Source organism: Megasphaera hominis (assembly GCF_014269395.1).
Classification (GTDB): Bacteria; Bacillota; Negativicutes; order Veillonellales; family Megasphaeraceae; genus Megasphaera; species Megasphaera hominis.
The window spans coordinates 19,138-31,438 of record NZ_JACOGK010000019.1; the positions used below are offsets into that span (position 1 = coordinate 19,138).

Here is a 12,301-nt window from a genome sequence, read left to right on the forward strand (position 1 = left end):
AAAGCATGAAAAAAGAAGAAATACGCCAGCGGTTTGGCTGTGGCAGCGTAGAAAAAACGTATGAAAATTCAAAGTGGTTTTCTGTCTTTATGCAACTCGTATTTACCGTTGTCGGCGCCTGGTTTTTCTGGCTCATGCTGGCAGAACCTACATTGATGGCCCGGTTGGATAATATTGCTGTCCTTATCTTTTGCCTTTGGCGCATTGACCGGCAGCGTGATATCATTTGCTATGTCACGGAAAAGGGGCTGATCGTCCGGCGTCAGTTCATGTCGTTACAGGAATTTACAGATGAACAAATACACAGTGACCGCAATCTGGTTTTTGTGCGCTATGGCGATATCTTTGAAATTGCCGATAACTGGAAAGAAATACAGCTTGGCGCTGCTGAAGATGGCGGCCTGGCCATTTTGCCCGTGCACTTACAATTCTTATCCCGTCAGAGCAAGCAGGAAATCATGGACCGCATTAAGGAAGAACAGGCTAAGGCTGATGACGGGGAGTAAACGTACAAAGGCAGATGTACTAAGATGAATAAGACGGCTTTTTCCTATGAGAATTCTGTATACCTTTAACACTTTATTATTTTAACGAAATAAAGTAAAATATAGGCATTGATTGATATATCCATAGCGTCGCAGACGCAGATAGAGGGGCGATCAAATGACAAATTGGAAGAAATATATAACGGCCGGTCTCGTAACCGTAGCAGCAGGTCTGCTGGCCGGTTGCGGCAGCACAGATAAAAAGGCAGATACATCTGCTACAGGGGATAGCCATAAGATTGTCATTGGCTTGGATGATAATTTTCCGCCTTTTGGCTTTCATGACGAAAACGGGGATCTCGTAGGCTTTGATATCGATATGGCTAAAGAAGCGGCAAAACGGCTCAATATGGACGTTGAATTTAAGCCCATCGACTGGGACAGCAAGGAAACAGAGCTGAACAGCAAGAAGATCGATGCCATTTGGAACGGCCTTTCCATTACACCGGAACGGGAAAAGAAAATCCTCTTCTCCCGGCCTTATGAAAACGGGCCGCAGATCCTTTTGGTCCGGGCCGATTCTCCTATTCAGGGCAAAGCCGATCTGGCTGGTAAAATCGTGGGTACCCAGCAGGGCAGCACAGGCCTGGAAGCTATCAATCAGGAACCGGAACTGCGTGATTCCTTCAAAGAACTCAAGCAGTATTCCGATAACGTGACGAGCTTTATGGATCTTGAAGTAGGCCGTATTGATGCCGTCGTCGTAGCGAAGACGACAGCTGCCTATTTCATGAATAAGAACAAAGCGAATTTCCGGATTATCGATGTGGGCTATCCGGATATTCCCAGCGGCGTAGGTATGCGTAAGGAAGATACGGCGCTGAAAGCGAAATTAGATAAGGTGTTGGAAGATATGCATAATGACGGAACCAGTAAGAAAATCTCTGAAAAATGGTTCGGTATGGATATTTCCATGTAACGTACAGGAGGAATACGCGCATGAATTGGAAAAAAGCAATACTCGCAGGTACTTTGGCAGTAACGACAGTGGCCTTGATCAGCGGCTGCGGCAGTGACGACAAATCAGCAGCACAAAAGATGCCTGATAAAATCGTCATCGGCTTGGACGATAATTTCCCGCCTATGGGGTTCCGGAATGAAGCAGGCGAGCTGGTAGGGTTTGATATTGACCTGGCCAAGGAAGCATCGAAGCGCCTGGGTGTACCTGTAGAATTCAAACCGATTGATTGGGACAGCAAGGAAGCAGCCCTGCAAAGCAAGCAGGTAGATATGCTTTGGAACGGCCTCACCATTACGGAAGACCGGGCCAAGAAAATTGCCTATTCCAAACCGTATATGAATAATGCACAGCTTCTCGTCGTGCGCGCTGATTCCCCCATCACGGACCGGGCAGGTCTGGCCGGGAAGGTCGTAGGCACGCAGGATGGCAGCAGCTCTATCGATGCCCTCGATAAAAATACAGAATTTAAAAATTCCCTTCAAGAAGTGAAGAAATACGGTGACTTCGTAGCAGCCTTCATGGATTTGGAATTGGGCCGTATTGATGGTGTCCTCGTCGATAGCGTTGTCGGCCGTTACTATATGGCCAAGAAACCGGGCCAGTTCAAGGTCATCGATGACAAGATGGGTGATGAACAGTTCGGCGTCGGTCTGCGCAAGGAAGATACGCTGCTTTTGGATAAACTCAATGGCGTACTGAAGGATATGAGTGATGATGGTACGCTGACCAAATTATCCCAGAAGTGGTTTAATGAAGACATTACAGTCAAAGTGAACTAATACAATGAGGGACTGCGGTCCCTCATTTTTTAGGGAAGAAAAGGAAGTGCACTATGGATTATCTGTTGAATATTATACCTGCCGTAGCCGTTGGCCTGCAGGTTACGTTAAAGATTTTTGTCATTACCATCGTCCTGAGCCTGCCCTTGGGTATTCTCATGTCGATCGCCCGTATTTCCAGTATTAAACCGTTGAGCCGTTTTATGTATATGTATATCTACATCATGCGTGGTACGCCGCTCATGCTGCAGATCCTCTTTATCTATTACGGCCTGCCGTTCATTATTGAAGGCCTGCGCCTGTCTGATTTCCCGGCTGCCATCATCGCCTTCGTCCTCAACTATGCGGCCTACTTTGCCGAAATTTTCCGCGGTGGCATTCAGTCTATCGATAAGGGGCAGTATGAAGGGGCCAAGGTTTTGGGTATGAATTATATCCAGACAATGCGCCGCATCGTCCTGCCGCAGGTCATCAAGCGCGTCTTGCCGCCAGTAGCCAACGAAACGATCAACCTCTTGAAGGATACGTCCTTGGTATACATCCTGGCCATGAACGACATTCTGCGTCTGACGCGGTCCATCGTACAGCGCGACTTCGATACGACAGCCTTTATCGTCGCTGCGGCGTTCTACCTCTTCTTCACGTTTATCCTGACCCGTTTCTTTGGCTATCTGGAAAAACGCTACGCTGTATACGATGAATAAGGAGGCATAGTCATGAGCTTTGTTGAAATGAACCATATACGTAAACAATTTGGCAGCTTAGAAGTCCTGAAGGACGTGACGCTGCACATGGATGCCGGCGAAGTGGTTTCCATCATCGGCCCGTCGGGCAGCGGTAAAAGTACCTTCCTGCGCTGCCTCTGTCAGCTGGAAACGATCAATAAAGGCGAAATCATCGTCGATGGACAGACCATGGTCAGCACCCCGGCGGGCAGCTCAAAGGCCGTCTATGCGCCGGCCTCTCAGGTACGGGCCATTTGCCGCCGCATGGGCATGGTGTTCCAGCACTTTAATCTCTTTCCGCACATGACGGTGCTGGAAAATATTTTGGAAGCGCCGCGTGTGGTAAAGGGTATGAAGACGGACGAAATTATGCCCATAGCCGAATCCCTCTTAAAACGCGTAGGCCTTTGGTCAAAGAAGGATGCCTATCCATCCCAGCTTTCGGGCGGGCAGAAACAGCGTGTAGCCATTGCCCGGGCCCTGGCCATGAATCCGGATATCATGCTCTTTGACGAACCGACATCGGCCTTGGATCCGGAACTGACCGGTGAAGTATTGCGGACTATTAAACAGCTGGCCGATGAAAATATGACCATGATCATCGTTACCCACGAAATGGCCTTTGCCAAAGAGGTCTCTGACCGGGTTCTCTTTATGGCTGAAGGCATCGTGCAGGAAGACGGCACGCCTGATCAGATTTTTGAACATCCCGAAAACGAACGGACCAAGAGCTTTCTCCAGTCGATGCTTCGTTTCTAAGAAAAAAAAAACGATTCCGTACAGGATTTTCCTGTACGGATTTTTTGATGTATACAGATCTTTTACAAGTAAGCATATCCCTATCTTATTCTATTTATGTTATAATAGGAAAGTAAGCAATAACCTCGAAAGGCAGTGAATAGTATGGCAGAGATTACGTTAAAATCCGGGCTGATTTTAGATTTCAGCAATTTATATGGTCCGGATCAATTAATAACGGAACAAGAAGTAGCAGAATTTGCGCCTGTATATGAAAAAGCACACGCTTCTATGCAGACCATGCGTAAGACCGGGACTGTTGCTGGCCATCTGTCTAAGGACGGCGAACCGGAAATGGTGCTTTTTCCACAGCTTCCGTATATTGTGGAAGGCAATATTAATAATCCGGAACGGATTATGGCCTTGGAAGAATTAGGCAGACAGGTTCGCAATCATGTCGATGCTGTCGTTTTCTTTGGCATTGGCGGCTCCTATTTGGGTGGTAAAGTCCTTTTTGATGTGCAGTGCGGCGAATTTTGGAATTTGAAGAGCCAGGCAGAACGGAACGGATACCCGCAGGTATTTTTTGCCGGCAATAACGTAGATTCCCATAAGCTGACGGGCCTGATCCAGACCCTGCGTGCTGCCGGCAGTGTGAAGCCCGGCTATACCGTCATGGCGGTCATCATCTCTAAGTCCGGTTCTACCATTGAACCGATGTCTAACTACATGGTCTTAAAACAGGCTCTCAGTGACGCCGGCATCAGCGTAGACACGGTAGCCGTTACGGATCCGCACGAAGGCGACAAGGAAACACTCCTGCACGGCATGGCCCGCAAAGCCGGCTGGCCCATTTTCTACGTACCCGATGGCGTCGGTGGCCGCTTCAGCGTCTTTTCTGAAGTAGGTCTCATTGTAGGCGCCCTCGTGGGCTTTGATATCCGGGCCTTCCTCGACGGAGCAAAGGAAGCCGACCAGGCCTGCAAGAGCGATAATATCCGTGAAAACCCGGCGCTCCTCAACAGTGTGCTGAAATATTTAGCCGGTGCCCGTCATGGCCGGGACCTGGAAGTCCTCATGCCTTATGCGGACAACCTGAAATCCCTGTCGGAATGGTATATCCAGCTTCTGGCAGAATCCCTGGGCAAACGGCTCGACAAACAAGGTCATATCGTCAATTACGGCCGTACGCCCATCGTGGCTGTCGGTACGACGGACATGCACGCCCAGACACAGGAACATCAGGAAGGGCCTAAGGACAAGATTGTCCAGTTCGTTTCTATCCGGAAATGGGCCGATGATCTCATCGTGCCCCATATGTACGATGATTATGAAAAACTGGCTTCCTTTAGCGGCCTGCCATTGAGCAGTATTTTGGAAGCAGCCCGTAGTGCTAATGCCGAAGCACTCCTCGGCGATGGCCGTCCCAGTGCAAATTACATCTTGCCCGAATTAAATGCGTTTTATCTGGGCGAGCTCATGTTTATGCTGTGCTGGTCTATTGCCTATGAAGGCGAATTCGCCAATGTCGATGCCTTTAATCAGCCCGGTGTTGAAGTATATAAGCGTTTCCTCAGTGGCCGGCTGAAGAAATTACAAGAAAGGTAGGATCTGATTTGAAGATACTGGTTACAGGTGGTGCCGGGTATATTGGCAGTCATACCGTACGGGCACTGCGAGAAAAAGGACACACGGTGATCGTTCTCGATAACCTTTCCCGCGGTCACAGGGGAGCTGTTCCCGGTGATGTCCGCCTGATTACAGAAGACATTCATCATGTGGACGCTGTACGCCAGCTCCTCATAGAAGAACACATCGAAGCAGTCATGCATTTTGCTGCCCATAGCCAGGTTGGCGAATCGATGGAAAATCCGACCATCTATTACGATAACAATGTGGTCGGTACGTATTACCTGTTAGAAGCAATCCGTCAGGCCCATGTGCCGTACGTCGTCTTTTCTTCGACGGCCGCCGTCTATGGGGAGCCGGAACAAACGCCGATTACAGAAGACATGCCTTATGCACCGACTAACGTCTACGGACAGACGAAGCTCATGATCGAGCACATGCTGGCCCAGTTTAGCCGGGCGTATGGCCTGCGCTATGTAGCCTTGCGCTACTTCAATGCTGCCGGAGCGGCTGCCGATGGGACCATCGGTGAAGATCATACGCCGGAAACCCATTTGATTCCGCTCATTTTACAAACGGCTCTGGGGCAGCGTAAGAGCATTAAAATTTTTGGTACGGACTATCCTACGCCGGATGGCACGTGTATCCGCGACTATATCCACGTTACGGATTTGGCAGCAGCCCACGTGCGGGTACTCGAGTACCTGGCCGGCGGCGGCGAGTCCCAATACTTCAACCTCGGTACGCAGCAGGGCATGAGCGTACGGCAAATGATCGACGCGGCAAAGAAGGTAACGGGCCGCGAGTTTGCTGTCGAAGAAGCGCCGCGGCGTGCCGGCGATCCGGCCATACTGATTGCCAGTTCGGCCAAAATCCAGGCCGTTACGGGCTGGAAACCAACGCACAGTAGTGTAGAGACGATTATGGCTGATGCCTGGCGCTGGCATCATACCCATGAGCACGGCTATGGGGATACGAAATAAAAGCGCTGCTTGTTTGGAATGGATACGGAACTATACAGTTCATCACACGAAAACGTGGCTCCCGTACGGGGCAATCCTGCTCTTTTTGGCAGGCGTCTGGTTTTTGTGGGATGGACCTACAGACCGGCAGGAAACCATACGGGAGAAAGAGATCGCAACGCGTTCTCTTTCTCCCGCTTTTTCGTCTTCTGACCAAACGAGCAGCGCTATAGAAAAGACCACCGCCGGCCGGCCGGTATACAGCCTGGCCGGGACGCTCCGCAGAAAACCCCTGGGAGACCTGTTTTCTGGCGCCACAGAAACAGGCACAAAGGCGGCCGCTCCGGAGCAGAAAGAAACCTCTCCCGGAGTAAAACCGCCGTGGAAAGACGGGCGTACAGACCCTGCCCGCCAGGCCAAAGCAGAACCGCTGCCCGAGGTGTGCGGTTTCATCCGCCAGGGCAGCCTGGGCCTGGTCATTTTAAAAAGCTCTGCGACGACCAAGGCCTGCGGCCCGGGCGATACGATCGGCGGCTATTACGTGACCTACGTGCGCCACGATGCCGTAGGTCTCACGCGGCAGGGGGAAACATATGAAATCTATCTATAGGAGTGGCAAGCGTATGTACAAGTATGTGACAACAGGCATTTTGGCGGGCTTTTTGGCCCTGTCTGCAGGGCCGGCAGAGGCGCTGGATGTACGCGTTCATGATGTACCCGTGCGTACCGTATTGGCCGGCCTGGCACGCAGTGAAAATATGAATCTGATCATCAATGACACCGTAGAAGGGCTGCTGACCATGGAACTGGCCGACGTAACGGCTGAAGAAGCCATTGAGGTCATTGCGTCCAGTCAGAATTTGCTCTACAGCCGGCAGGGCAATATGGCGGTCATTACGGCAGGCCGGGAAAACACGCATGCCCACAGGAGTTATACGTGGCAGCTCCAGTATGCAGACCCGGAAACGGTGCGCAAGGCAGCGGCAGCTCTCGTAGCAGAAGATGCAATCCGCAGCCATGGCGATACGAATTCCCTGGTTTTTGGCGGCACTACGCAGGAAGCGGCGGCCCTTGACAAGCTCGTAAAAGAATTGGATGTGCCCATCCGGCAGGTCGATGTAGAAGTGGAAATCCTCTCTTTAAACAAGGACGCTATGAAGGAGCTAGGTGTGGCCTGGAACTGGTCTGCCTTATCGGCCGGCCCCGGCCATACGGAGCATTTCGTCTATGAAGCGCAGCTGCATGCTTTAGAGAGCCAGGGCAAGGCCAAAATCCTGGCACGGCCCCACTTGCTGACCGGCAATGGCAAAGAAGCACAAATTCTGATTGGTGACCGCATTCCTGTCCTTACAGAACATATTTCTGATGGGGAAGTAGCACTGAAGACGGAATACGAGGATGCCGGTATCAAGCTGAGCTATACGCCCCGTATCCATGCTGATGGCAGCGTGACGGCGCGGCTTAAAGCTGAAGTCAGCACGCCCGTGCTGGTGCCGGACCTAAAAGCTTACAGGATTACGACGCGGCGGGCCGATACAGAAGTGCGCATGCGTCCCGGCCAGGACCTGCTCATTGGCGGCCTCATCAACAGGGAACAGATCGAGAACCTGCGCAAGGTACCGCTGTTAGGCGATCTGCCTCTTTTGGGAGGCCTGTTCCGGCACCGGTACAAGTCGGAAAAAGAGACGGAGGTCGTCATCCTCGTACGGGCGAAGGTGGCAGGAAGCAGCCCCCTTCCGGGAGAGGCAAAAGCCGGGCGTTTGTCGTATTGACAGAAGAGAAACAATTTGCTACTATGGGCTTTAGCATAGAAAGGAGATAACCCTTTAGTATGGAAAAAGTATTGTTTGTGGCTTTGGGCGGCGGTATCGGCGCTGCCTGCCGTTATTTGCTGACCCAGTTCAGCAACGCCCATGGCGGGACGATTTTCCCTTACGGTACCGTACTGGCAAACGTCATCGGATCGTTTCTCATCGGCCTGCTATTCGTGTTTTTTGAAGCCCATAGTAATCTGTCACCAGTTTGCAAATTATTGCTTGTAACCGGTGTGCTAGGCGGTTTTACAACCTTTTCAACGTATAACATGGAACTTTTAACCTTTGCACGCAGTGGGGAATTTACATCGGCCCTCCTCTATCTGACCTTAAATGTCGTCGGCGGCTTTATCGCCTGCTGGCTGGGCGTCACTGTCGGCAACTCTGCTATGTAAGGAGTTTTCTTGATGAACCAATACCAATGCATTCTCGTGCCGGTCGACGCGTCGCCGGCGTCTATCCGGGCCGTCCGGCAAGGGGCTATGCTGGCCCAGGTCTTTCAGAGCAAGCTGATTATCCTGCAGGTAGCACCTCTCGTCTCTGTCGTGGCCCGTTTGGAACGGCAAGATCCGGAACAGGTTTCTCCAGCGGGAGAAAAACGGGAAAGCCAGCTGGCCAGTTACTATTCGTGCTACATTCCGTCCGGCGTGGAACCGGAGTATTTGTCCCTGGATGGGACGCCCGGGCCGGAAATCCTGCGTGTCGCAACGGACAGGGGCTGTGATTTGATCGTCATGGGCAACCATGGACTGAGCCGCTTAAAGGAAATTCTCATCGGCTCGGTCTGCCTGCATGTCGTACAGCATTCCCACTGTCCGGTCCTGGTCGTTAAATAAATACAGCGCGTTTTTGCCTGTACCTTACAGGTTTGAATGACGCACAAAAGCCTGCCTTGATAATATCAAGACAGGCTTTTGTGTGAAATACTGTAGCTCAGGCCTGGGCCGTAGCGTCAGAACGCTTGCCGGCAACGGCACCGATAAGGGCACCTGTGATGTAGCCGGCGATGAATGGGACTACCCAGCCGAAGCCATAGGCAGAAAGCGGTGTAGCCGCGACGATTGCCTTGGCAATGGCCAGATCAGAGAGGAACGGCAAGGCTTCTATGAGCGCATAGAGCGTAACCAGGTAGACCGCCCCTTTGCAGGCACCGTTGTTGGGTGTAACCTTGGCAAGGACACCCAGCACGAGGAGCGCCAGACAAGGCGGATAGGAAATACTGTACACCCAGCCGACGTAGGTTACGATACCATCGACGCCTAAGAGAGCTGTAAGAGCCGACAGGCACGAGCAAAGTATAGCCATTTTCTTGTAGCTCGCTTTGCGGGAAAACCCGCTCGTAAACTGGGCTACAGCAGCGACCTGGCCAATGGCCGTCGTGAGGCAGGCCAGGACGACGGCCACGCCCATGGGAATCATGACGGCGCTGCCGAAGCGGCTGATAATGGCGACTAGGAGCTCTGCCCGGCCGATGGTCTGGGGATAGTCGCCGCTGACGCAGGCCCCCATGTAGAGGAGAGAACCGTAAATGACGAAGAGCAGGACGAAGGCGACGATGCCGCAGTAGATGAGGCAGGTATTGCGCTGTTTAATCGTCTGGTAGCCTTTGCTACGGATAGACTGGATGAAGACGGCGGCCATGATGAAGCTGACCAGGACATCGCCTGTATTATAGCCGCCTAAGAAGGCATTGACGAAGGGATTGGGTACGGCCGGGTCTACAGGCGTACCTAACGGCGAGACGACGCCGGCAATGGCGATGACGACGAGAATGAGCGCTAAAAGCGGCGTCAGGTACTTGCCCATGCGATCCATGACGTTATTGGGGTCGGCAACGAAGAAATAGGAAATGACAAAATATAAAATGACCAAGGGAATAAAAGGCGCTGCCGGAATGTTTCCCTGTATACCTAATTGGATGGCTGTGGCAGCCGTACGGGGAATAGAAACGAAGGTACAGACGATCATGAGGGCGGCCAAGAGGACGTTGTACGTATATTTGCCGACCCGGTCCGTAATGGCATGAACATCACCGTTCAGGCCGATGACGATGAGCGTAAAGATAGGCAGGAAAATGCCGGAAAGGGTCAGGCCCGATAAGCCGGCGATGAATTCCGTGCCACTATTCAGGCCCAGCTGCGGCGGAAAGATAAGGTTGCCGGCACCAAAATACGTGGCAAAGAAGGCAAAGCCCAAAATAAAGATGTCCTGCAGGCGCGGCCTGTTTGTATGGGTAGTCGTGTTTTGCGTCATAGTGAAGCCTCCTAAAAGAAAACCGGCGATCTGCGTCAGTGCAAATCGCCGGTGGTAGAACTGGGTCTTATGCTTTTTCCAGAGCCTGTTCGATATCAGCGAGAAGATCATCGACATTTTCCAGACCAATGGAGATGCGGATGGTACCGGATGTGATGCCAGCTGCGACGAGAGCTTCCGGCGTCAGCTGCTGATGTGTTGTCGATGCCGGATGTACGAGCAGGGATTTGGAATCGCCTACGTTAGCCAGGTCAGAGAAGATTTCTGCCGAATCGATGAACTTACGGGCAGCTGCATAGCCATCTTTCAGTTCGAAGGAGAAGATGGAGCCTGTGCCCTTCGGGAAATACTTCTGAGCCAGTTTATAGTACGGCGAGCTCGGCAGGGACGGATAGTTTACTTTTGCGACCTTCGGATGGTTTTCCAGGAAAGCGGCAACCTTCTGGGCGTTGGCGACGTGACGTTCGACGCGCAGGGACAAGGTTTCCAGGCCCTGGATGAGGAGCCAGGCGTTGAACGGGCTCAGGGATGCGCCGAGGTCACGCAGGTATTTGGCGCGAACGCGGGTTACGAAGCCGGCACCCGGTACGTCTTTGGCAAAGCTGATGCCGCCGTAGGATTCGTCCGGATTGACGAAATCGGGGAAACGGCCCGAGCCTTCCCAGTCGAAGTCGCCTTTTTCTACGATGACACCGCCTAAGGTCGTGCCATGGCCGCCGATGAATTTCGTTGCCGAATGGAGGACGATATCGCAGCCGTGTTCAAAGGGACGGAAGAGATACGGTGTAGCGAAGGTATTATCTACGAGAACGGGGATACCGTTTTTATGAGCGATTTCGGCAATGGCTTCAAAATCCGGAATGTTGATGGCCGGGTTGCCCAGGCTTTCGAGGTACACGGCTTTCGTCTTGTCCGTAATGGCGGCAGCAAAGGACTGCGGGTCATCGGGATTGGCGAATTTTACGGAAATGCCCAGGTGTTTGAACGTATCGCTGAACAATTCAATCGTGCCACCGTAGAGCGTCGGAGCGGCAACGATTTCATCACCGGCACCAGCCAGGTTGATCAACGAAAGGGAAATAGCAGCGGCGCCTGTAGCTGTGGCCAACGCAGCTGTACCGCCTTCGAGAGCGGCAACGCGTTTTTCCAGGACATCCCACGTCGGGTTAGCCAGACGGGAATAGATGAAGCCCGGTTTTTTCAAGGCGAACTGGTCTTCGCCATCCTGCGTGTTGTCAAATACATAGCTCGTCGTCTGGTAAATAGGTACGGCACGTGCGCCTGTCGTAGGATCGGGTACCTGGCCTGCATGCTGCTGTAATGTTTCGAATTTGTAGTTTTTGCTCATAATATGATTCCCCCTGTGAATGATAAAATGTAGAAAGATAAAATTCACTTGAAAAGGTGTGTTGTAATAAAAAAAGCCTCCATCCCCTCTGTAAGGGACGGAAGCACCGTGATACCACCCAATTTCATCTGGCTTTCACAAGCCAGACCTCTTCAGGTACGCAGACCGAAGTCCTGAATACCGTAGCACTGTAACGGGTGCGCCCGGACGGTCTAAATTATTCGACCAATCTGCTCTGAGGCCATCTTCCATGAGTTGTTGCGGTCTCCCTTTCACCATTCAGGAGCTCTCTGTGCCGTTCCTCGTCATGTACTCTTCTCTTCATTGCAACACTATCAAGTTGTTGACGTAAGTCTACCATGTACGCTGTCATTTGTCAAATGGTTTTTTGTAAAAAACTTGAAAATACGTAGAATTTCGTTCTGCAACATATACTTGCTGGCAGGCCCATAGATGTATATATAATATAGAGAGGAACGTTGGTCAGAAAAAATAAAAAAATTTCATTCTAGAAAAAAGAAAAACTCCCCTGGTTAAGCAGGGGAGT

13 protein-coding genes and 1 other annotated feature are annotated in these 12,301 nt (G+C 51.7%); of the genes, 11 read left to right on the top strand and 2 right to left on the bottom strand.

What is annotated here, in order from left to right; translation table 11 throughout:
- Window positions 1-5: 5 nt before the first annotated feature.
- The 11 genes from H8J70_RS07360 (at window position 6) to H8J70_RS07410 (ending at window position 8,989) form a co-directional block, all read left to right on the top strand.
- Window positions 6-506 (top strand): hypothetical protein, encoded by a 501-nt coding sequence (locus tag H8J70_RS07360; RefSeq protein ID WP_186503223.1) that lies wholly within the window; start codon window positions 6-8, stop codon window positions 504-506.
- Window positions 507-663: 157 nt separating this feature from the next.
- The gene (locus H8J70_RS07365; protein ID WP_186503225.1) at window positions 664-1,464 is read left to right on the top strand and encodes an amino acid ABC transporter substrate-binding protein; all 801 of its coding nucleotides are present in this window, start codon (window positions 664-666) and stop codon (window positions 1,462-1,464) included.
- A 20-nt stretch (window positions 1,465-1,484) separates the two neighbouring features.
- The gene (locus H8J70_RS07370; RefSeq protein ID WP_186503227.1) at window positions 1,485-2,285 is read left to right on the top strand and encodes an amino acid ABC transporter substrate-binding protein; all 801 of its coding nucleotides are present in this window, start codon (window positions 1,485-1,487) and stop codon (window positions 2,283-2,285) included.
- A 53-nt stretch (window positions 2,286-2,338) separates the two neighbouring features.
- Complete coding sequence (locus H8J70_RS07375) at window positions 2,339-2,989, top strand: amino acid ABC transporter permease (protein WP_186503229.1); 651 nt, start codon at window positions 2,339-2,341, stop codon at window positions 2,987-2,989.
- A gap of 12 nt (window positions 2,990-3,001) precedes the next feature.
- Window positions 3,002-3,769, top strand: coding sequence for an amino acid ABC transporter ATP-binding protein (locus H8J70_RS07380; RefSeq protein WP_186503231.1), 768 nt, complete (start codon window positions 3,002-3,004; stop codon window positions 3,767-3,769).
- Window positions 3,770-3,913: 144 nt separating this feature from the next.
- Entirely contained in the window at window positions 3,914-5,356 is a 1,443-nt protein-coding gene (locus H8J70_RS07385) for a glucose-6-phosphate isomerase (RefSeq protein WP_186503233.1), read from the top strand.
- 8 nt (window positions 5,357-5,364) lie between these two features.
- On the top strand, window positions 5,365-6,360 hold the full coding sequence (gene galE, locus H8J70_RS07390; protein WP_186503235.1) for a UDP-glucose 4-epimerase GalE: 996 nt from the start codon (window positions 5,365-5,367) through the stop codon (window positions 6,358-6,360).
- Window positions 6,344-6,949: a hypothetical protein gene (locus H8J70_RS07395; protein ID WP_222433626.1), complete on the top strand. Its 606-nt coding sequence runs from the start codon at window positions 6,344-6,346 to the stop codon at window positions 6,947-6,949. Before galE ends, H8J70_RS07395 begins: the two co-directional genes overlap by 17 nt.
- Window positions 6,933-8,111, top strand: a complete 1,179-nt coding sequence (locus tag H8J70_RS07400) for a type II secretion system protein GspD (protein ID WP_246415303.1) — start codon at window positions 6,933-6,935, stop codon at window positions 8,109-8,111. The genes H8J70_RS07395 and H8J70_RS07400 overlap by 17 nt, the downstream gene beginning before the upstream one ends.
- A gap of 59 nt (window positions 8,112-8,170) precedes the next feature.
- On the top strand, window positions 8,171-8,548 hold the full coding sequence (crcB, locus tag H8J70_RS07405; RefSeq protein WP_186503239.1) for a fluoride efflux transporter CrcB: 378 nt from the start codon (window positions 8,171-8,173) through the stop codon (window positions 8,546-8,548).
- A gap of 12 nt (window positions 8,549-8,560) precedes the next feature.
- On the top strand, window positions 8,561-8,989 hold the full coding sequence (locus H8J70_RS07410; RefSeq protein ID WP_186503241.1) for a universal stress protein: 429 nt from the start codon (window positions 8,561-8,563) through the stop codon (window positions 8,987-8,989).
- Between the two features lie 97 nt (window positions 8,990-9,086).
- Here the strand turns inward: H8J70_RS07410 and H8J70_RS07415 are convergent, their stop codons facing one another.
- Together H8J70_RS07415 and H8J70_RS07420 are read right to left on the bottom strand one after the other, a co-directional pair.
- On the bottom strand, window positions 9,087-10,406 hold the full coding sequence (locus H8J70_RS07415) for a branched-chain amino acid transport system II carrier protein (RefSeq protein WP_186503243.1): 1,320 nt from the start codon (window positions 10,404-10,406) through the stop codon (window positions 9,087-9,089).
- A 67-nt stretch (window positions 10,407-10,473) separates the two neighbouring features.
- Entirely contained in the window at window positions 10,474-11,754 is a 1,281-nt protein-coding gene (locus H8J70_RS07420; protein WP_186503244.1) for an O-acetylhomoserine aminocarboxypropyltransferase/cysteine synthase family protein, read from the bottom strand.
- Window positions 11,755-11,844: 90 nt separating this feature from the next.
- Window positions 11,845-12,088 (bottom strand) — a binding site (T-box leader).
- Between the last annotated feature and the right edge of the window lie 213 nt (window positions 12,089-12,301).